The following is a 19,373-nucleotide window of genomic DNA, read 5'->3' as shown; positions in this document are numbered from 1 at the left end:
TTAAGACTTTTCCCAGAGCCGAATTCAAAGCCTCGCGTCAACATCTGTTCGAGGCAGTACGTGCTTCACGTCGTAAATGACGCAATTCGGTTTACCAAGGGCGCGAATGCCGGTCGCACCCATCCTCAGAAACTCATCATGCGCAACAGCGATTACTATTGCGTCGTAACCGCCAGCCAATGGCTCGTCAACTGGGGTTATCCGATGCTCCTTGAATGCTTCTGTTGCGTCTGCTCGAGGGTCGTAAACATCAACTACTGTGTTGTAGCTCGCAAGAGTCTCGATTATGTCTACCACCCGAGTATTGCGAAGATCGGGGCAGTTCTCCTTAAACGTGAGACCCATCACCAACACCTTGGCGCGAACCGGACTAATCGCCTTGCGCAACATAAGTTTGACGACTTGGTCCGCAACGTATGGCCCCATGCTGTCATTGGTTCGCCTTCCCGCCAGAATAACTTGTGGGTGATGACCAACCTCTTGTGCCTTGTGGGTGAGGTAGTACGGGTCCACCCCGATGCAGTGTCCACCCACCAGCCCAGGCCGGAATGGGAGGAAGTTCCACTTCGTCCCGGCTGCCTCGAGCACTTCCAGTGTGTCGATACCCAGCCGGTTGAACAGGATCGCCAGGTCATTGACCAGCGCGATGTTGAGGTCGCGCTGAGTGTTCTCGATCACCTTGGCGGCCTCCGCCACTTTTAGGCTGCTGGCTTTGTGCGTGCCCGCGGCGATGATGCGCCTGTAGAGCGCGTCTACGAAGTCGGCCACCGCGGGCGTACTGCCGCTCGTCACCTTGAGGATATTGACGAGCCGGTGCGACTTGTCCCCCGGGTTGATTCGCTCTGGGCTGTAACCGCAGTAGAAACCCTGGTTGAAGCGCAGGCCCGACATCCTTTCCAGGATGGGCACGCACACTTCCTCGGTGCAGCCCGGATAGACGGTGCTTTCATACACCACCAAGTCGCCCGGCTTGAGTACGCTGCCCACGGCCTCGCTGGCCTTCACCAAGGGCGTCAGGTCGGGTCGCTTGGCGGCATCAATGGGCGTGGGCACTGTCACGATATACACGTTGCACTCAGCGATGTCGGCCAAATTCTCCGTGTAAAGAAGCTGTTTGCTGCTTCCCAATTCCTCCGCACTGCATTCCAAGGTACTGTCGCGCCCCTCGCGCAGTTCCGCCACGCGGGCGCTGCGTATGTCGTAACCCATCGTTGGGAACTGCTTGCCGAACTCAACTGCCAACGGCAGACCCACATAACCGAGACCAATGATGGCGATTCGACTGTCTTCGACGTTCAGCATGGAAACGATGTGCTCCAATTTCAAATCGGATTGCGCGAGCGGGCCATAAGCGCTACCAGTAGCCCAGTAGTCGCCATCATCGCGGTTGTGCGCAACGGGTAGTCGCCAATTGAGTGCATCGCCAGCATGGCCAGGGCCACGAGGGAGGCACGGGCCAGCAGTTGCTCACGGGCAGATGCTTCGCGTCGGCGCCAAGCTCGCCACGCCGCTACCAGGACCGTAGCCAACAGTACAACGCTCAGCGCCAGCGCCAACCACTGGCCATCCAGCCAAAGCTCGACGTATTCGTTGTGGGCGTGGTTGATGTAGACGCTGAGGGGCGAATCCAAGTCATACGCCTCGAACGCCCGCCGGAACCCACCGAGCCCGGTACCCAGCGGCGCATGGTCCGCAGCCGCCTGTACCGTCAACGCCGCATATTGGAACCGCGCATCCTCCATCGGATCTTTCTGGAACCGCTGCAGGATGCCAAATAGCGCGAACTGCACGCTCAGCAGCAGGCCTACCGCCACCGCCACCGCGATCAGACGCTTGGTGCCGCGCTGTTTGCGGAAGGCCATCACCGCCGGCAGGCTGCAGGCGATGGCCAGCATGCCCAGCAGCAGGCCCGCGCGGGAGCGTGCCAGCGCCAGGCCCAGGATCAGCAGCGCGGCCAGGCCGATGCCGGCCACGATCCACAGCAGGGCGCCGTGGCCTTCGTCGCGGCGCTGGCTCCACCAAGCGGCGGCGCCGATCAGCACGAAGGGCAAGGCCACCGCCAGCTGGCTGGCGAAGTGGTTGCGGTTGGCGAAGAGACCCACGGCTTCCGTGGGGTTGGTCATGGCGTAGAAGCGCAGCGGGCTGTCGGGGCCGCCGGCCAGCTGGGCGATGCCCAGCACGGTGGCCACCGCGGCCACGGCCACCAGGATGGCCGCCAGCTTCAGCCGCTGTGCCGCATCAAACTGCAGCGTGGCCAGGAACAGCGCCACCGCGGGCAGCAGCCACACCAGCGCGGTCTCGGTGCCGTAGGGCGTCAATGTCCAGCGCGTGGCGGGCTCGAGGCCGGCCGCGGCCAGCTGTGCATCGATCTGCTGGCGCGCCGGCGGCAGCATCCAAAGGGATTCGGGAATGGGCAGCAGCTGCAGCAATGGCACCGCCAGCGGCAGCGCGGCCAACCAGGCGAAGCGCGGCAGCCTGGCCATGGGTTCGGTTTCGCTGCGCCAGAGCGTAAGGATGATCAGCAGCGCGGCCAGGGCCTGGCACGCACCATCGCCGATCGTGCCCTGCCCGCCGCCCAGCACCAGGCACATCGCCAACAGCAGCGCAGCCAGCGGCCACTGCAGTCGGGTGCTCAGCGTGGGCTGGCCTGGGTGCGGCATCGTGTGTCTTCCCCTCGTGCGGCGGGCATCCTGCCGGCCGTCGTGTTGGCGTGATGATAGCGGACTATGCTGCAAATCAAGCCGTTTCGCGCGCAGGGAAACTTTCGCCTTGCCGAAAAAAAGGGCCGCCCGGGGGCGGCCTTCGGGAATCGTTTTCGCGGGGCCTTACGGGCTGGCGGGCTTGTCGTCGCCGCCACCACCGCCGAGCAGCAGCGCCGCGCCGACCACGGCCACGGTACCGATCACGTAGGCGTTGGTGCCCTTGCGCACCGGCTTCTCGCCTTCCTCGGCCTCGGCGAAGCTGGGGCCGATGCGCTGCACGCCCGCCACGCCGCCGGCGCAGGGCGACACGGCCGGCACGTCCAGCAGGGAGCCCGCGGCCAGCGGCAGCAGGCAGCCGTCGGCGAAGGTGAGCTCGGCGCGGCTGCCTTCCATCACCAGCACGCGGTCGCCGGCCGCCAGGGCCTGGGCTTCGGTGGCGGTGGTGAAGTCATCGCCCTGGTTCACCAGCACGGTGCCCTCCTGCGCGCTGAGGGTGGCGGCGGCGTCCGCAGCGAAGACGGGGGCGGCCGACAGGGCGCAAAGCACGAGCGTGGTGCGGAGCATGGCGATGATTTCCTCGGGAAACGGGCTGCAGCCGCAGCGGGGGCAAAGGCAGGGCCTTGGCGACGCGAGAGGATAACCGTCGTGGCGCGGACAATCGCGAGAAAGATTCAGCCCACGGTTTCGCGCCGCGCAGTAATGAAAAAGGCCGCCCGGAGGCGGCCTTTCAAGCAGCGATTTCGCAGCGCCTTACGGGCTGGCGGCGGGCTCGCCGTAGGTGAACTTGGTGTCGCCCTCGACGATCATCGCGGCGATGACCACGCCCCAGGCGCCGAACACGTACGGCGCAGCGGCATTGCGGGCCGAAGCGCGGCTGCCCACGGCCTGGGCGTAGCTCGGGCCGAGGTTCTGCACCTTCGCCACCGCGCCGGCGCAGGTGGAAACTTCCGGCACATCGACCAGGGAACCCGAGGCCAGCGGCAGCACGCAGCCGTCGGTGAAGGTGATCTCGGCGCTGCCGCCTTCCATCACCATCACGCGGTCGCCGGCCAGCAGGGCCTGCGCGTCGGTGGCGGTGACGAACTCGTCGCCCTGGTTGACCAGCACGGTGCCCTGCTGGGCGCTGAGGGTGGCGACGGAATCGGCGGCGAACGCCGGGGCGGCAACCAGAGCGGAGAGGATCAGAGCGGTACGGATCATGGCGGTACTCCCTTGGGGGGCGGGCGCGGCTAACGCAAACAAGGCTTGTAGGTTAGACCTCAAGGGAGGGCATGACAACCCTTTTCTGGCCTTGAACCTGAACATCAGGGTATTGGGTAATTGTTACCGATCAATTACTTACGCGATCCCGAGAAATCTTCAGCCCATCGAACCAGGCCCGGCCGCCGATCCGCTGCTCGGCGGGGATGCGGGCCGGCAGGCGCAGCACCAGCCACTGGGCCGGGCAGCCTTCGGCCGGCACCAAGAACCCGCGCTCGAACGCGCGCCACGGGCCATTGCCGCGCAGGGGCTCGGTTTCGCCCAGCGGCGGGCCGCCGGCGGTGCAGCTCACCGTCCAGACCAGGCCGCGCTCGGTGCGCAGGTTGTCCGGGCGCGCCCGGCCCGACAGCGTGTAGCGACCCGGGCCGAGCGCCAGCAGCTGGCGCACATGGGCAAAGGGTACGCGGCGGTCCTCGAACGCGACCCGCAGGGCCAGCCGGTCCACGGCGCCCTCCACCGGCAGCCGGTCGATGCGGGCGCCGGCCACGCGGCCGAAGCGCCAGTCGAACCCGCCCTGCCCCGGCTCCCACTCGAAGCCGCCGTTGAAGACATTGCCCAGCCCGGCCAGGCGCTCGGGCGGCAGCTGGCTCACCCACACCAGGTAGGCCCGGCCCCACTGGCCTTCGCGGCCGAGGCGGTCCAGCCACGGCGTGAGCTCGGCCGGGGTGAGTCCGCCTTCCGCCTTGCGCAGGCGTTCGAACAGCGGCGCCACGGCGGCGGCCTCGGGCGCCTTGTTCGCCACGACCTGCAGCAGGCGCGTCCGCCACGGCGGCGAGGTGGCCAGGCGCTCGGCCAGCGCGTCATGCGCGGCGGGCGCGCCGGCCAGCGAGAGCAGCATCGGCTCCATGCCGGGGAACAGCTTCGGGTTCACGCGCAGCAGCAGGTCCACGTTCTGCATCGCGGCGGGCAGGTCGCCTTCGGCCAGGTGGTAGTCGAGCAGCCAGGCCTGGCTGAGCTGGTCGCGCGGGGTGCGCTGGGCGGCGATGCGGAAGAGTTTCGCGGCTTCATCGCGGTTGCCCGCGGATTCGGCCAGGGTGCCCAGCACGCGGTAGCTGCGGCCGTCGAGCGGGTTGGCGCGCAGGGCGCGGCGGGCGTGGTCGGCGGCGGCTTCGGCCTGGGCCGGGTCGTCGGCCAGGCGCTGGGCCTGGCGGTAGAGCGCCTCGGGATGGTCGCTGCGCCAGCTGAGCGCGCGCTCCGGGTCGGAGATGGCGTAGTGGTCGGCCACGCTGTTGGTCAGCGCGCGGGCGCCGAGCACGATGAGCACGCCGGTGGTGAGCGCCAACAGCAGTCGGCGCACGCGCTGGCGCGGCACGGGGTCAGTCATGGATCACCTGGCTGATCTTGAGGCGGCCGTCTTCGCGGCGCAGGGTGAAACGGATGTCGCCGCGGGTGGTGGTGCCCGGGCGCAGGCGGCCTTCCTTGGTCCAAGCCTCGTACGCGGCCAGCACCACGGCGCCATCGTCGCGCGCGATCCAGCCGTTGGGCATCAGCGCCAGGCGCCGCTCGCGGGTGTCCTCGAACAGCGCCTGGTAGTCGTAGGCAATCGCCTCGCGGCCGCCGCGGTTGTTGATGGCATCGCGGGTGAACAGCCGCATCAGCGCATTGATGTCGCCGGCCGCATACGCGCGGGTGAAATCGTCGAGCACCGCATGCGCCGCGCCCTCCTCGATCTTCGCTTCGACACCTGCCCCCCCTGTAGGAGGAACTTCAGTCCCGAAGCTCTCGACCGTCGTCGCCGCAACGGCCTCGGCAGGCACCAGTGCCGGTGCAGCGGCGATGTCGACGGGGCGCGCGCGGGATGGCGTTTGTGGCGAGGTTGGCTGGGGCGCGGCCATCGGGACTGAAGTCCCCCCCACAGGGGGCGTCGCGGTGACGGGTGGGGGCTGGGGTGCACGCGGCGAAGTGGCCACCACGGGCTGGCCGATGGCCGCGCCTGGCGCGAACTCTGTGGGAGGGACTTCAGTCCCGAGGCTCTGCGGTGTGGGCGTCGACGTCGGCGCGAGTACCTCGGCGTTAGGAAACGCCGCGGTCAATGGCGCGTCCGATGATGCGGGCGGGTCGGCCAGGGGGGCGGATTCGGGGGAAGCGATCGGGACTGAAGTCCCTCCCACAGGGGGCGTGGCGAGCGACGGGGTGCGTGGGGGTTTTTGCTGGGCGTACCACAGCAGCGCAACCAGGCTGACGGCGGCGAGGCCCAGGCCGCCGAGCACGAAGGCCGGGAGCTGGCGGGCGGTGCGGGCGGAAATCATCGGCGCGGCGGGCTGTTCGCGGGACACGTGCGCGAGGCGGGTGGCGGCGAGCACCGAGGGCTTGGCGGCCGGCGCCTCGTCGCGCGGGGTGGCGCGGCGCTCGATCGGCTCGACCTCGCCTTCGCCCTCGCCCGCCAGCGCGCCGCTGCGGCGCAACTGCTGCCAGGCGCGGGTGACGCGGTCGGCGTACACGTTGTCCCAGTCGTCGGCGTTGCGGTCGGGGTGCAGCCAGCGCACCAGCCAGCGGTAGTGCTCGCGGATGCGGGCGGGCGGCGCGTCGGGGTTCACGCCCAGCACGCGGTGCGGGTCGGCGTTCGCGGCGAACATCACCTGCTGCACGAAGAACACCGCGGCTTCGGCCACGCGCTCCGGGGACTCACCGCTCGCCTCGGCCGACTGCGCCGCCTGCGCGCGGTCGCCCGCGGCCAGGCGCAGCAGCACGATCACGTCCTCGGGCAGCGGCCGCTGCGCCGCCATCGCCAGCAGCGCCGGCGCACGGTAGTAGGCCAGCGCCTGCTCCAGTGCGTGGCCGGCGCCGGGCATCAGCGGCGTCCCAGTTTCTTCTGTTCTTCCTGGCCGCCGTACGAGTAGTAGTTGTACCCGCCGTAGCCGTAGCCATCGCCCGCGTGTTTGTGGCTGAACTTGGTGAGCAGGCCGCCCACCACGTGCGCACGCGCCGCCAGCAGGCGCTTGAGCGCATTGCGCGCAACGGCGATCCGGGTCTCGCCCGCCTCCACCACCAGCAGCGTGCCGTTGGCCAGGTTGCCCAGGATAGGCGCGTCGGCCAGGCCCATCACCGGCGGGCCGTCGATGATCAGCTGGTCGAACTTCTCGCGCGCAATGCTGATCAGGCTGAGCATCTTCGGGCCCATCAGCAGCTCGGCCGGGTTGGGCGGCAGTGGGCCGGTACTCATGTACATCAGGCCCGGGGTGTCGGTGGCGTGGATCACCTCGGTGGCTTTCACTGCGCCGGCGAGGTAATTGCTGAGGCCCGCGCTGTTGTCCACGCCCAGCGTGCGGTGCAGCGAGGGGTTGCGCAGGTCGGCGTCGATGATCAGCACACGCTTGCCCAGCTGGGCGAAGTTGCGCGCCAGCGTCAGCGCCGTGGTGGACTTGCCTTCCGAAGGCGTGGAGCTGGTGATCAGCAGGCTTCGGGGCACACCGGTGTCGGTGGCGAACTGCAGCGCGGTGCGCACCGAGCGGTAAGCCTCGGCGAAGGCGGAGCGCGGGTCCTCCAGCGCCTTGGCCGGGGTCATCGGCGCCTTCAGCATCGGGATCACGCCCAGCACCGACAGGCCCAGCTGCTTCTCGACGTCTTCCGGCGCCTTCAGCGTGTCGTCCAGGTACTCGAACACGAAGGCCAGCAGCACGCCGCCGAACAGGCCCAGCATCAGGCCCACGGCCAGGTTCAGGGCCAGGCGCGGCTTGTGCTTGTTGGTCGGGGTCTCGGCCACGTCCACGATGGAGATGTTGTTGGTGCCGACGCCACCGGCGATGCCGATTTCCTTGTAGCGCTGCAGCAGGGCGTCGTACTGCTGGCGGGCGGTGTCGACTTCGCGCTTGAGGATGTTGTACTGGATCGAGCGGCTCTGCAGGTCCAGCACCTCGTCGCGCAGCAGGCCCACCTGCGACTTGAGCAGCTCTTCCTGCGCCAACGCGGCCTGGTAGTCGGCGCGGATAGAAGCCTTGATGTTGCCGACCTCGGCCGCCAGCTGGCGCTCGGTTTCCTCGATCTGCGCCTTGAGCTGCAGCATCTCGGGGAAGGCCGGCTTGAACACGCTCAGCTTGTCCTGGTACTCGGCCGACAGCTTGGCGCGCTGCTCCTGCAGGGTCTGCACGATGGGGCTTTCGAGCACGGTGGCCAGGCCCATGCCGCCGGCGCTTTCGGCCTGGCGCCAGCGGGCCTCGGCGCGGATGCGCTCGTCCTGCGCCTTGGCCACGGCGGTGTTGAGCTCGCCCAGGCTCTGCGTGGACAGGGAGGAACCGTCGTTGGCGTCGACGATCTTCTCGCGCTGGGCGAAGGCCACCAGCTCCTTCTCGGAGTCCTCGAGCTTGAGCTTGAGCTGCTCGAGCCGGTCTTCCAGGAAGTCCTTCGCATAGGTGGAGGCGTCGAAGCGGCGGTCGAGGTTCGAAGCGATGTAGGCCTCGGCCACGGCGTTCACCACGCGGCGGGAGAACTCGGCGTCCTCGCTGTCGAAGTGCACGCGAACCAGGCGCGAATTGCGCACCGGCTCGATGCTCAGGTTGGCCAGGAACCAGTTGGTCATCCGGGTCTGGTCACGCTGCTCCTTCGAGGCCAGCTCGTCGGCGGACAGGGTCTCTTCGTCCTCGTCGCCACCGCCCAGCAGCGCCTTCCAGGGCGAAGGAGCGGTCATGTCCTGGTAGGCCGGATCACTGGCGATGTCGAGCTGCGAGATCACGCGCTGCGCCAGCGAGCGGCTCTTCAGCAGTTCGTACTGGGTCTGGTAGAAGTCGCGGTCGGCCGGCGATTCGGTCGGCGTGAACCCCTCCACCTCGACGACCTTGATGGTGTCGCGCTCGATCTGCACGGTGGTGCTGGCGCGGTACACCGGCGTCATCAGCAGGGTGCCGACCAGGGTGGTGGCCAACACGATGGCCAGCACGCCCAGCACCGTCCAGCGACGCTTGACGATGATGCGCCAGTAGTCGAGCAGGTTGATTTCGTCGCTGTTCTCGGCGTTGTCCTGCGAACGCAGCTCGAGGCTGAGCGCCTGGCTTCGCGCCACCGCCAGCGCCTTGCTGGCGGCGGCGTCGTCGGCGGGGGCCGGCAGGCCGGCGCCCTGCCCTTCGGGCTCGTGTTGGCTCATGGAGTCAGGGTGTCCTTCGTTGCGATCAGAACGTGCGGAATCCGACGATGCCGCGCAGCGCGTCCGTAATGGACTTGATGGCGGTCTTTCCGCCCGACTGGTCGACCACGATGATGTCCTCGCCGTAGATCAGCGGGTCCTCGGCGTCGCCCGCGCGGATCGCGCGCAGGTCGAACAGCGCGGCCATCCGCTGGCCCTCGATGGTGCGGAACACCACCACCGACGACGGGTCCGCCAGCGGGTCGAGGCCTTCGGACATCGCCACCGCCTGCAGCAGCGTGGTGCGGCCGGTGATCGGGAAGATGCCGGGCTTGCGCACCGCGCCCTCCACCGTCACGCGCTGGCTGGTGAATTCCTTCACGAACACGCTGACCTGCGGGTTCTGCAGGTAGGTCTCGGAGAGCTTGCTGGCGATCAGGGCCTCGAGCTCGGAAACGGTCTTGCCGCCCGCCTGCACCGCGCCGATCAGCGGCAGCGACACCATGCCGCTGGTGTTCACCCGCACTTCCCGGTCGAGGTCGTCGAGCTGGAACACGGTGATTTGGAGCATGTCCAGCGCGCCGATGCGGTAATCGGACACGCCCGTGAAGGCACCGCTCTCGGCCGTGGTGTCGGGCGCCGCCAGGCTGTCGGTGGTGGTGACCGCCTTGGTGGTGCCGGCGCGGACGGAGCCGCTGCTGGACGTCCCGCAGGCCACGAGCGCCGCGGACAGGAACAGGACAACGAGCGTCCGGAGGATGGAAGGGATCATGGAATCTCCTGGGGGGCCCGGGCGGAGCATTATGCGGTGCCGAACAGGCGCTGCCAAAAACCGGCGCGGCGTTCAGGAACCGGCGGGCGCGCCGGCAGCGGGGGCAGCTGGCCGGGCGGCAGGTCGTCGAGGATGCCCTGCGGGCGCGTGCGCACCAGGTGCCAGGCCTCCTCGGCGCCGACGCGCGCGGCCGCGGCTTCGCGGCCTTCGGCCAGCAGCGGCGGGCGCTTGTCGATGTGGTGCGAGTCGGTGGCGAGGATGTGCACCAGGCCTTCGTCGAGCATGCGCTCGGCCCAGTACTTCGGGCGGCGGCCGAAACGGCCGGTGAGGCTGCCGGCGGTGAGCTGCATCCACGCGCCCTGCTTCACCAGGTCGGTGAACACGGAATAGTGGGTCTCGATCCAGCTCAGGCGCTCGGGGTGGGTGATCACCGGCACGATGCCGGCGGCCATCAGGGTGAACACGGATTCGTCGAAGCGCGGCGGCGCCACGTGGTGCGGCGGCTCCAACAGCAGGTAGCGGCTGCCGTTGATCGTGGGCACGCGGCCGTCGCGGATGCCGCCGGCCAGGTCGGGCGCGAGGTGGGTGTCGGCGCCGGTGCCCAGCTGCAGCGGGATGCCCGCCTCGGCCAGCGCGGTGCGCAGTGCCTGCACCGCGGCCTCGATGCCGGCGCGGTTGTTCTCGTACAGCCCGGGGTAGATGTGCGGGGTACAGGCGGTAAAGGTGATGCCGTCGTCCACCGCGCAGCGCGCCATCGCCAGCGAGACCTCGAGCGTGGTCGGGCCATCGTCGATGCCGGGCAGCAAATGGCAGTGCAGGTCGATCATGACGGGGCCCTCAGTGCGCTTCCGACTCGGCCGCGTCCCGGCTGGGCACCGCGACCGCGCGGGCGTCGCCGCCGCGCCAGCGTGCCAGCCTGGCGACCGCGCGGTCGTAATCGACGCTGAACGCATACCAGGCGCCAAGCAGCACGAAGAAGGCCAGCACCATCAGCGGGCGGTACACGCCCAGCTTCACCGCCACCGCGGCGGCGAGGCCCAGCAGCAGCGAGCCGCCGGCGATGATGGCCACCACCGCGGTGGCGCGGAAGCCGGCGTCGAGCAGCATGTGGTGCATGTGGTGGCGGTCGGCCGCGAACGGCGAGCGCCCCTGGCGCCATCGGCGCAGCATCAGCGCCACGCAGTCGATCAGCGGCAGCGATAGCGCCCACGGGCCCAGCACCGGCGAGATCGGATGGTCGGGGCTTTGCGACAGGCGCACCGAGGCATAGGCAATGGTGAAACCCAGCAGCATGCTGCCGCCGTTGCCCAGGAACACCCGCGCCCGCGGCTGCCACGGGAAGCGCGCATTCCACACCAGGAAGCCCACGACCGCGGCGGCCACCGCCAGGATGCGTTCGACCACCAGCACGTTGCCCGAATACAGCCCGAAGCAGGCGTACAGCCCCAGCGCCACCACCGACAGGCTGCCGGCCAGGCCGTCCACGCCGTCGGCCATGTTCAGCGCATTGATGACGCCGACCACGATGAACACGGTGAACGGCACCGCCAGCAGGCCGATGTTGGCGCCGGTGAACCCGAACACATCCTGCAGGTTGGTGGCCATCACGCCGCCCACCAGCGCCATCAGCAGCGCGGCCAGCGACTGCGCGCCGATGCGCCAGGTCCAGCGCAGGTCGAAGTAGTCGTCCAGCTGGCCCACCAGCACCAGCAGGCCGGCGCCGCCCAGGAAGACCGCGGTGCGCAGGCTCTGGGTTTCCTCGAACAGCAGGAAGCCGGCCACCACCACGAAGTAAATGACGAGGCCCCCGACCACCGGCATGGCGCAGCCGTGGTCCTTGCGGCCGCCCGGGTGGTCCACCAGGCCGAAGCGGCGCGCCAGCGGCAGCGCCAGCGGCAGCAGCAGGGCGCACAGCGCGAAGCTGAACACGATGCGCTGCCAGGCCTGGCCGTCGAGCTGGTGGATGAGGTTGAGGTAGTCCATGCCGTCTCTAACGTAATCCTTGCGGGTTTCGGCCCAGGGGCCGCCATCGGGGATCCCGTCGTGACGCCAGCGTGCCGGCCGGAGGTTTCAGCCGTGCATCGCCTCAGGCATTGCGGCCATACACGTCCTCGAACCGCACGATGTCATCCTCGCCGAGATAGCTGCCCGACTGCACCTCGATAAGCTCCAGCGGCACCTTGCCCGGGTTCTCCAGCCGGTGCTTGCTGCCCAGCGGGATGTAGGTGCTCTGGTTCTCGGCCAGCAGGAACACCTTGTCATCGCAGGTAACGCGGGCACTGCCGCTCACCACGATCCAGTGCTCGGCCCGGTGGTGGTGCATCTGCAGGCTGAGCGCGGCCCCGGGCTTGACCACGATGCGCTTGACCTGGAACCGGTCGCCGCTGTCGATGCCGTCGTAGCTACCCCAGGGACGATACACCTTGCGGTGCACGCTGGCCTGCGACCGACCCTGCGATTTGAGGGCAGAAACTATCTCCTTGACTTTCTGCACCTGGTCTTTCGCAGCCACCAGGAGCGCATCGTCGGTATCCACCACGATCACGTCCTGCAGGCCCAGCAGGCTGACCAGGCGGCGGCCGCCCCAGGCCAGCGTGTTGCGGCAGTCGATCGCGAGCACGTCGCCGTGGTGGGCATTGCCGTCCGGATCCTGGTCGGCGATCTCCCACAGCGCCGACCACGAGCCTACATCGCTCCAGCCCACGTCGATGGGCAGTACGGCCGCGTGGGAAGTTTTTTCCATCACCGCGTAATCGATGGAGTCGGACGGGCAGGCTTCGAAGGCGGCGCGGTCGAGACGCAGGAAGTCCACGTCGCGCTTGGCGCCGGCCAGCGCGGCCTTCGCGGCGGCGAGGATGGCGGGCGCGAACGCGGCCAGCTCCCCGAGGTAGCGCGAGGCGCGGAACAGGAACATGCCCGAGTTCCAGAAGTAATCGCCGCTGGCGACGTAGGCCTGGGCCGTGGCCAGGTCGGGCTTCTCCACGAACCTCTCCACGGCCCGGGGACCCTGTGGGAGGGACTTCAGTCCCGATGGCGTCTCGCCGGAAAGCGTCGGGACTGAAGTCCCTCCCACAGGGGATGCGGCGGTCTTGATGTAGCCGTAGCCGGTCTCGGGACCCGTGGGCACGATGCCGAAGGTGACCAGCTGGCCGGCCTCGGCCGCGGAAGCGGCGGCCAGCACGGCGGCGCGAAAGCCGGCTTCGTCGCGGATCACGTGGTCGGAGGGCAGCACCAGCAGCAGCGGGTCGGCGCCGCCGGCCTGGGTCTGCAGCGCGGCCGCGGCGATGGCCGGGGCGGTGTTGCGGCCCACGGGCTCGAGCAGCAGCGCCGACGGCGTGACGCCGACCTGCCGCAGCTGTTCGGCCACCATGAACCGGTGCTCCTCGTTCGCCACCACGATCGGCGCGGCCGCGCCTTCGAGCCCGGCCAGGCGCTGCCAGGTCGCCTGCAGCAGCGACTGCTCGCCCACCAGCGGCTGGAACTGCTTGGGGTGGGTCTCGCGAGACAGCGGCCAGAGCCGCGTGCCGGAGCCGCCGGAGAGCAGGACGGGGATGATCTGGGGCATAGGGATTTGCCTTGGAATACAGGTCTCCATGATGCCCTGCCCCGCCGGATTGTAGGAGGGCCTTCAGGGCCGAAGCTGTTCGGCGAAAAGCTTCGGGCCTGAAGGCCCTCCTACAGGGTGCCCGGCGGGTGATAATCGCGGTATGACCTTGCCCACCCGTGATGCCCTTCGCCTGGAATGGACCCGCCAGGCCCTGGCCGACCCGGACGCGACGCTTGAGCGCGCCTCCAACGACGCCTCCTTCCGCAGCTACTGGCGCAGCCACTCCGCCGGCCGCAGCTGGATCGTGATGGACGCGCCACCGGACCGCGAGGACATCCGCCCCTGGCTCGACGTCGCCTCGCGCCTGGCCCGCGCCGGCGTGCACGTGCCCGAGATCCAGGCCGCCGACCCGGACCGCGGCTTCGTGGTGATGGAAGACCTCGGCGACCGCCTGTTCCTGCCCGAACTGAACGAATCCACCGCCGACCGGCTCTACGGCGCCGCGCTCGACGCGCTGCTGGCGATGCAGCTGCGCGCCGACGCCAGCGACCTGCCCGCCTACGACGAGGCGCGGCTGGTCACCGAGATGGAGCTGATGCCCGAGTGGCTGCTCAAGCGCCACCTCGGCTACACGCCCGAGTGCGAGGAGTGGGACGTCATCGAGTCCGCCTTCCGCGCGCTGGTGAACAACGCCCGCCTGCAGCCGCAGGTCTTCGTGCACCGCGACTACCACTCGCGCAACCTGCTGGTCACCCCGCGCGACAACCCGGGCGTGATCGACTTCCAGGACGCCGTGCGCGGCCCGGTCACTTACGACCTCGTCTCGCTGCTGCGCGACTGCTACATCGCCTGGCCCGAGGCGCGGGTGAACGCCTGGGTCGAGGAGTACCGCCAGCGCCTGGTCGCCGAGGGCCTGACCACGGTGGACACCGCCACCTTCCTGCGCGCCTTCGATCTGATGGGCGTGCAGCGTCACCTGAAGGTGCTCGGCATCTTCTGCCGCCTCTGGTACCGCGACGGCAAGGCCGGCTACCTGCTCGACCTGCCGCTGGTGTGGCGCTACACCCGCGACGTCGGTGCCCGCTATCCCGAGACCGCGCCGTTGGTCGCGCTGCTCGAGCGCATCATCGGCAGCACCGACCTGACACAACCGCGCCCATGAAGGCGCTGGTGTTCGCGGCGGGCAAGGGCGAGCGGATGCGTCCGCTGACCGACCACACGCCCAAGCCTTTGCTGCCGGTGCGCGGCAAGCCGCTGATCGCCTGGCACCTCGAGCGGCTCGCCGCGGCGGGCGTCAGCGACGTGGTGGTGAACCTCGCCTGGCTGGCCGACTGCTTCGAGCCCGCGCTGGGCGACGGTTCGCGCTGGGGTTTGCGCCTGCACTATTCGCGCGAAGGCGCCGAGCCGCTGGAAACCGGCGGCGGCATGCTGCACGCGCTGCCGCTGCTGGGTGACGCACCCTTCCTGGCGGTGAACGGCGACATCTTTTGTGATGTCGATTTCGCGGCGCTGCCGCGGGAACCGCGCGGCCTCGCGCACCTGGTGATGGTGGACAACCCGGACCACAACCCGCGCGGCGATTTCGCACTCGACGCCGAGGGCCGGCTGCACGCCGACGGCGCCGCGCGCCTCACCTTCGCCGGCATCGGCGTGTACCGCCCCGCGCTACTGGCGGACTGGCGCGACGTCATCGGCCCCGCCCCGGGCGCCGACGAAACGCCGCCGCGCTTCAAGCTCGCGCCGCTGCTGCGCGCCGCCATGGCCCGCGGCGCGGTGGATGGCCGCCACCACCGCGGCGAATGGACCGACGTGGGCACGCCGGAGCGGCTCGCGGCGCTGGGCTGAAGGCTAGGCCGCGCCGTCCTGCAGCAGCGTGCGCAGGAAGGGAATGGTGATGCGGCGCTGCGCGGCCAGGCTGGCGCGGTCGATGCGCTCGAGCAGCTTGGTCAGGCTGGCCAGGTCGCGGTCGACGCGGCGCAGCAGGTAATCGAGCACCGCGTCGTCGAGTTCCAGGCCGCGGCGGGCGCCGCGCTGGCGCAGCACTTCGCGGCGGCCGGCGTCATCGAGCGGTTCGAGCGCGAAGCGCACGCACTGCCCCAGGCGCGTCACCAGGTCCGGCAGCCGAAGGCCCAGCGCGGCCGGGTTGCCGCGCGCGGCGTAGATCACCACGGCGCCGCTGGCGCGCGCCCGGTTGTGGAAATGGAACAGCGCTTCCTCGTCGTCGCGGCGGCCCGCGATCGCGTCGAGGCCGTCGAGGCACAGCAGCGCACTGCCTTCCTGCGCGGCCAACGCATCGCCCAATCGCCCGGCGAACGCGGCCAGCGGCAGGTACGCAGCGCGCCGGCCGGCGGCGGAGGCTTCGGCGCAGGCGGCGAGCAAAAGGTGCGTCTTGCCGCTGCCCGCCGGGCCCGCGAGGAACAGCCAGTCGCCCGCCTCGCCGCGCGCGCCCGCGCGCACCGCGTCGCGCACGGCCGGCTGGCCGTGGAAGGCGTCGAACTGCTGGTCGGGCGGCGTGCGCAGCGACAGCGGAAGCTGCGGGGTGCTCACGGCTCTTTCTGTGGGAGGGCGGCGTCGTCGGCACCATAAAGCTGGCTCGCCGTGTAGCGCGCATGCGCATAGCGCATCACCACCACCAACACCGCCGCGAACGGCAGCGCCAGCAGCACGCCGAGGAACCCGAACAGCTGGCCGCCCGCCATGATCGCGAAGATCACCGCCACCGGGTGCAGGCCGATCTTGTCGCCCACCAGCCACGGCGTCAGCCAGAAGCTTTCGAGCAGCTGGCCCAGGCCGAACACGCCCAGCACCAGCGCCAGGTGCATCAGGTCGCCGTGCTGCACCAGCGTGGCGATCAGCGCCGCGCCCAGGCCCACGATCGCGCCGAGGTAGGGCACGAAGCTGACGAGGCCGGCGACGATGCCGATCAGGATGCCGAGGTCGACGCCGACCGCCGTCAGGCCGATCGCGTAGATCGCGCCGAGCGCGATCATCACGCTCAGCTGGCCGCGGATGAAGCCGCCCAGCACCTGGTCCGACTCGTGCGTCAGCCGGGTCACCACCGGCTCGACCGGCCTCGGCAGCAGGTCGCGCACCTTGGCCAGCATGCCGGCGCCGTCGCGCATGAAGTAGAACGTGACCACCGGGATCAGCGCCAGGTTGGCGATCCAGCCCAGGATGGCGATGCCCGACTTAGACACGCCGCCGAACACCGTCGCCGCGACGCCGCCGGCTTCCTGCCAGTGCTGCTTGAGCAGTTCGATGATCGCGCTCGGGTCGATGTAGCCCGCCAGCTCGATCTTGAAACGCTGCTCGGCCCACGGCACGGCGGTGCCGGTGACCCAGGCGCCGAAGCGCGGCAGCCAGTCGATGAACGCCGACACCTGGTTCTCGATCAGCGGGATCAGCAGCAGCACCGCCAGCACGATCACCAGCGTCATCAGCGAGAACACCATCAGCACCGCGATCGAGCGCGAGCGGCCGCCGCGCTCGAGGCGGCGCACCAGCGGCTCGCCGAGCCAGGCCAGCAAGGCCGAGACCACGAACGGGGTGAGGATGGGCGCCAGCAGCCACACCATCACGCCGACTGCGGCGGCCAGGGCCAGCCACTGCCAGCGGCGGCGGTCGCTGAACGGGTCGGGCAGCGGCGCGGCGGGCGCGGTCACGGCAGCAGCCGGTACGTGGGCACGCCGTCGCCGCGGGCGGGCTCCGCGGCCAGCACGCTGCCGGCTTCCACGAAGCGGTCGAAGCCCTCCGCGCCCACGGCCAGGTCGAGCTCGAGCGACAGCACGTCGGCCTCGGCGCGCACCACGCGCAGGCCCTTCACCACCGCCAGCGTCTGCAGGTAGCCCATCGCGCGGGTGAAATCGGTGCCGTCGCGCAGGCCGGTGACGGCGATGGCGAGCAGGGTCGGTTCACCGGCCTGCAGCGGCACCGCGTCGCGGCGGGCGATGGCGTCGGCGGCGCCGTCGGCCCCCGAGGCGATCGCGCGCTGCGGGCTGGCGTCGCTGAACGACCAGCGCGAGAGCTCGGCCTCGCCATCGCTCAGCACCCAGTCGGCGGTCCAGCCGGCGCCCGCGCGGTAGACGCGGCCCAGCAGCTGCCACTGGCCGCCGTAGCGCGCGGTGAGCGGCAGCATCGGCGCTGGCGTCTGGCTCCACACGGTCTGCACCGCGGCCTGCTCGACCGCGCTGCCGGCCGGCATGCCGAAGCGCAGGCCGCGCTCGAGGCCGCGCTCGGCCAGCGGCTTCACCACCGCCAGCTGCTGGGCGTTGACCAGGCGCGCACCGCGGCCGTCGTCGATCGCCAGCCACAGGATCGGCCGCGGGCGGCTGCCGCCCCAGTACTTCAGGCCGGCGGCGGCCACCAGTGCATCGACGCCGTTGGGCTCGAAGGCGAAGCTCATCGTGGTCCGGTAGACCGGCACGCCGCCGATGGCGGTGTTGCCCTGCTGGTCGCTTGATTCGCGGGTATCGCTGGTGGTGACCAGGGTCTGCGCGCTGGCCAGGGCGCGGCGCACCACGGGGTGGTTGGCGGCCTGCGGGTCGCCGGTCAGCTTCACCATCACCTGGGCCAGGGCGCGGGCGGTGGCGGCGCGGCGCTCGCCGGCGCCCTGCGAGATCAGCGTCACCTGGCCCTGGTAAAGGTTCAGGTCCCGCTCGGCCGGCAGCCCGCCCGCCGGCGCATCGGCCAGCGGCCCGGCCACCGGCTCCGGCGCGGAAGCCTCTGTGGGAGGGACTTCAGTCCCGATCGCCGCAGCCGGCACGAGCGCCGCGAACAGGACGAGCAGGCAGGGATTCAGGAAGCTGGGGCGCATGGGGGGATTCGCTGAAAACACAGCCTGCATGGTGCCGCAATGCGGGCCGGGGCGTCCAACCTCGGGCGGAGAGCATCGGGACTGAAGTCCCTCCCACAGGGTCCGGGACCCTGTGGGAGGGACTTCAGTCCCGATCGCCTTGATAGAATGCCGCCCTTCCCCGCGCCCGGATGCCGCCCGTGACCACCCCCACCCCCCTCACCTACCGCGATGCGGGCGTCGACATCGATGCCGGCAACGAAGTCGTCGAGCGCATCAAGCCCCTGGTCAAGCGCACGTTCCGGCCCGAGGTGATGGGCGGGCTGGGCGGCTTCGGCGCCCTGTTCAACCTCTCCGGCAAATACCGCGAGCCGGTGCTGGTGAGCGGCACCGACGGCGTCGGCACCAAGCTCAAGCTGGCCCAGCAGCTGAATCGCCACGACACCATCGGCATCGACCTGGTGGGCATGTGCGTGAACGACGTGCTGGTGCAGGGCGCCGAGCCGCTGTTCTTCCTGGATTATTTCGCCACCGGCAAGCTGCACGTGGACACCACGGTGTCGGTGGTCGGCGGCATCGCCAAGGGCTGCGAGCTGGCCGGCTGTGCCCTGATCGGCGGCGAAACCGCCGAGATGCCCGACATGTACCCGCCGGGCGAGTACGACCTGGCCGGCTTCACCGTCGGCGCGGTCGAGAAGTCGAAGCTGCTCGACGGCGCCGCCGTGCGCGAGGGCGACGTGCTGCTGGGCATCGCCTCCTCCGGCCCGCACTCGAACGGCTACTCGCTGGTGCGACGCATCTACGACCGCGCCGGCCGCCCGGCCGAGCTCGACGTCGGCGGCGTGAAGCTGGTGGACGCGCTGATGGCGCCGACCACGATCTACGTCAAGCCGATCCTCGAGCTGCTGGGCAAGCACGACCTGCACGCCATGGCGCACATCACCGGCGGCGGCCTGACCGAGAACATCATCCGCGTCATCCCCGAGGGCCTGGGCCTGGACATCGAGGCCTCGGCGATCGTGCTGCCGCCGGTGTTCGAGTGGCTGCAGCGCGAAGGCGCGGTGCCGAACCCGGAGATGTGGCGCACCTTCAACTGCGGCGTCGGCTTCGTGCTGGTGCTGGCCCCGGGCGACGTGGCGGCGGTCTCGGCCGACCTGCAGCGCCTGGGCCTCGCCCACCGCGCCATCGGCCAGGTGGTGAAGGCCCGCGGCGAAGAGCGCGTCCGCATTGGCTGAGGCGTTGGG

Annotated in this window: 17 protein-coding genes; 3 read left to right on the top strand and 14 right to left on the bottom strand. The window is 69.9% G+C overall.

All coding sequences use genetic code 11. The annotated features are described in order from the left end of the window. Nucleotides 1-24 precede the first annotated feature (24 nt). From tviB to VFV21_RS09380, 11 genes are all read right to left on the bottom strand, one after another. A complete protein-coding gene (tviB, locus tag VFV21_RS09430; RefSeq protein ID WP_329669173.1) occupies nucleotides 25-1,302 on the bottom strand; it encodes a Vi polysaccharide biosynthesis UDP-N-acetylglucosamine C-6 dehydrogenase TviB in 1,278 nt (425 codons plus the stop codon). Between the two features lie 20 nt (nucleotides 1,303-1,322). Beyond that, nucleotides 1,323-2,660, bottom strand: coding sequence for an O-antigen ligase family protein (locus VFV21_RS09425; protein WP_329669172.1), 1,338 nt, complete (start codon nucleotides 2,658-2,660; stop codon nucleotides 1,323-1,325). Between the two features lie 165 nt (nucleotides 2,661-2,825). Then, on the bottom strand, nucleotides 2,826-3,266 hold the full coding sequence (locus tag VFV21_RS09420; RefSeq protein WP_329669171.1) for a hypothetical protein: 441 nt from the start codon (nucleotides 3,264-3,266) through the stop codon (nucleotides 2,826-2,828). Nucleotides 3,267-3,452: 186 nt separating this feature from the next. Continuing rightward, a complete protein-coding gene (locus VFV21_RS09415; protein ID WP_329669170.1) occupies nucleotides 3,453-3,902 on the bottom strand; it encodes a hypothetical protein in 450 nt (149 codons plus the stop codon). Nucleotides 3,903-4,032: 130 nt separating this feature from the next. Then, nucleotides 4,033-5,286 (bottom strand): hypothetical protein, encoded by a 1,254-nt coding sequence (locus VFV21_RS09410; protein WP_329669169.1) that lies wholly within the window; start codon nucleotides 5,284-5,286, stop codon nucleotides 4,033-4,035. Further along, nucleotides 5,279-6,754 carry a DnaJ domain-containing protein gene (locus tag VFV21_RS09405; protein WP_329669168.1) on the bottom strand — a complete coding sequence of 492 codons (1,476 nt, stop codon included), beginning with the start codon at nucleotides 6,752-6,754 and terminating at the stop codon, nucleotides 5,279-5,281. The genes VFV21_RS09410 and VFV21_RS09405 overlap by 8 nt, the downstream gene beginning before the upstream one ends. Further along, nucleotides 6,754-9,039: a polysaccharide biosynthesis tyrosine autokinase gene (locus VFV21_RS09400; protein ID WP_329669167.1), complete on the bottom strand. Its 2,286-nt coding sequence runs from the start codon at nucleotides 9,037-9,039 to the stop codon at nucleotides 6,754-6,756. Before VFV21_RS09400 ends, VFV21_RS09405 begins: the two co-directional genes overlap by 1 nt. A 25-nt stretch (nucleotides 9,040-9,064) precedes the next feature. Further along, complete coding sequence (locus VFV21_RS09395; RefSeq protein WP_329669166.1) at nucleotides 9,065-9,790, bottom strand: polysaccharide biosynthesis/export family protein; 726 nt, start codon at nucleotides 9,788-9,790, stop codon at nucleotides 9,065-9,067. A gap of 29 nt (nucleotides 9,791-9,819) precedes the next feature. After that, complete coding sequence (locus tag VFV21_RS09390) at nucleotides 9,820-10,617, bottom strand: tyrosine-protein phosphatase (RefSeq protein WP_329669165.1); 798 nt, start codon at nucleotides 10,615-10,617, stop codon at nucleotides 9,820-9,822. A gap of 10 nt (nucleotides 10,618-10,627) precedes the next feature. Next, complete coding sequence (locus tag VFV21_RS09385) at nucleotides 10,628-11,773, bottom strand: MraY family glycosyltransferase (protein WP_329669164.1); 1,146 nt, start codon at nucleotides 11,771-11,773, stop codon at nucleotides 10,628-10,630. Nucleotides 11,774-11,876: 103 nt separating this feature from the next. Further along, nucleotides 11,877-13,355 carry a mannose-1-phosphate guanylyltransferase/mannose-6-phosphate isomerase gene (locus VFV21_RS09380; RefSeq protein ID WP_329669163.1) on the bottom strand — a complete coding sequence of 493 codons (1,479 nt, stop codon included), beginning with the start codon at nucleotides 13,353-13,355 and terminating at the stop codon, nucleotides 11,877-11,879. Between the two features lie 142 nt (nucleotides 13,356-13,497). Here VFV21_RS09380 and VFV21_RS09375 point away from each other — a divergent pair, with 142 nt between their 5' ends. After that, nucleotides 13,498-14,499, top strand: coding sequence for an aminoglycoside phosphotransferase family protein (locus tag VFV21_RS09375; protein ID WP_329669162.1), 1,002 nt, complete (start codon nucleotides 13,498-13,500; stop codon nucleotides 14,497-14,499). Further along, entirely contained in the window at nucleotides 14,496-15,182 is a 687-nt protein-coding gene (murU, locus tag VFV21_RS09370) for an N-acetylmuramate alpha-1-phosphate uridylyltransferase MurU (RefSeq protein ID WP_329669161.1), read from the top strand. Before VFV21_RS09375 ends, murU begins: the two co-directional genes overlap by 4 nt. A gap of 3 nt (nucleotides 15,183-15,185) precedes the next feature. Here the strand turns inward: murU and hda are convergent, their stop codons facing one another. Genes hda through VFV21_RS09355 form a run of 3 tightly spaced genes read right to left on the bottom strand, consistent with a single transcriptional unit; the run spans nucleotide 15,186 to nucleotide 18,150 of the window. Then, complete coding sequence (gene hda, locus VFV21_RS09365; RefSeq protein ID WP_329669160.1) at nucleotides 15,186-15,884, bottom strand: DnaA regulatory inactivator Hda; 699 nt, start codon at nucleotides 15,882-15,884, stop codon at nucleotides 15,186-15,188. Then, the gene (locus tag VFV21_RS09360) at nucleotides 15,881-16,999 is read right to left on the bottom strand and encodes an AI-2E family transporter (RefSeq protein ID WP_329669159.1); all 1,119 of its coding nucleotides are present in this window, start codon (nucleotides 16,997-16,999) and stop codon (nucleotides 15,881-15,883) included. The genes hda and VFV21_RS09360 overlap by 4 nt, the downstream gene beginning before the upstream one ends. Continuing rightward, nucleotides 16,996-18,150: a DUF2066 domain-containing protein gene (locus VFV21_RS09355; protein WP_329669158.1), complete on the bottom strand. Its 1,155-nt coding sequence runs from the start codon at nucleotides 18,148-18,150 to the stop codon at nucleotides 16,996-16,998. The genes VFV21_RS09360 and VFV21_RS09355 overlap by 4 nt, the downstream gene beginning before the upstream one ends. A gap of 170 nt (nucleotides 18,151-18,320) precedes the next feature. Between VFV21_RS09355 and purM the strand changes: the two genes are divergently transcribed. Further along, complete coding sequence (gene purM / locus VFV21_RS09350) at nucleotides 18,321-19,364, top strand: phosphoribosylformylglycinamidine cyclo-ligase (RefSeq protein ID WP_414638536.1); 1,044 nt, start codon at nucleotides 18,321-18,323, stop codon at nucleotides 19,362-19,364. Nucleotides 19,365-19,373: the final 9 nt, after the last annotated feature.

The sequence above is a fragment of the Arenimonas sp. genome, from assembly GCF_036275555.1.
GTDB lineage: Bacteria > Pseudomonadota > Gammaproteobacteria > Xanthomonadales > Xanthomonadaceae > Arenimonas.
Note: the sequence above shows the minus strand (reverse complement) of the source record. Positions and strands in the feature narration are given on the sequence as shown.

Excerpts from the sequence above, each read along its gene's own strand:
- VFV21_RS09385 (WP_329669164.1), bottom strand. The coding sequence starts at position 11,773 with ATGGACTACCTCAACCTCATCCACCAGCTCGACGGCCAGGCCTGGCAG.
- VFV21_RS09400 (WP_329669167.1), bottom strand. The coding sequence starts at position 9,039 with ATGAGCCAACACGAGCCCGAAGGGCAGGGCGCCGGCCTGCCGGCCCCC.
- VFV21_RS09395 (WP_329669166.1), bottom strand. The coding sequence starts at position 9,790 with ATGATCCCTTCCATCCTCCGGACGCTCGTTGTCCTGTTCCTGTCCGCG.
- VFV21_RS09355 (WP_329669158.1), bottom strand. The coding sequence starts at position 18,150 with ATGCGCCCCAGCTTCCTGAATCCCTGCCTGCTCGTCCTGTTCGCGGCG.
- VFV21_RS09410 (WP_329669169.1), bottom strand. The coding sequence starts at position 5,286 with ATGACTGACCCCGTGCCGCGCCAGCGCGTGCGCCGACTGCTGTTGGCG.
- VFV21_RS09405 (WP_329669168.1), bottom strand. The coding sequence starts at position 6,754 with ATGCCCGGCGCCGGCCACGCACTGGAGCAGGCGCTGGCCTACTACCGT.
- VFV21_RS09390 (WP_329669165.1), bottom strand. The coding sequence starts at position 10,617 with ATGATCGACCTGCACTGCCATTTGCTGCCCGGCATCGACGATGGCCCG.
- murU (WP_329669161.1), top strand. The coding sequence starts at position 14,496 with ATGAAGGCGCTGGTGTTCGCGGCGGGCAAGGGCGAGCGGATGCGTCCG.
- VFV21_RS09380 (WP_329669163.1), bottom strand. The coding sequence starts at position 13,355 with ATGCCCCAGATCATCCCCGTCCTGCTCTCCGGCGGCTCCGGCACGCGG.
- purM (WP_414638536.1), top strand. The coding sequence starts at position 18,321 with ATGCCGCCCGTGACCACCCCCACCCCCCTCACCTACCGCGATGCGGGC.
- VFV21_RS09425 (WP_329669172.1), bottom strand. The coding sequence starts at position 2,660 with ATGCCGCACCCAGGCCAGCCCACGCTGAGCACCCGACTGCAGTGGCCG.
- VFV21_RS09415 (WP_329669170.1), bottom strand. The coding sequence starts at position 3,902 with ATGATCCGTACCGCTCTGATCCTCTCCGCTCTGGTTGCCGCCCCGGCG.
- VFV21_RS09420 (WP_329669171.1), bottom strand. The coding sequence starts at position 3,266 with ATGCTCCGCACCACGCTCGTGCTTTGCGCCCTGTCGGCCGCCCCCGTC.
- VFV21_RS09375 (WP_329669162.1), top strand. The coding sequence starts at position 13,498 with ATGACCTTGCCCACCCGTGATGCCCTTCGCCTGGAATGGACCCGCCAG.
- tviB (WP_329669173.1), bottom strand. The coding sequence starts at position 1,302 with ATGCTGAACGTCGAAGACAGTCGAATCGCCATCATTGGTCTCGGTTAT.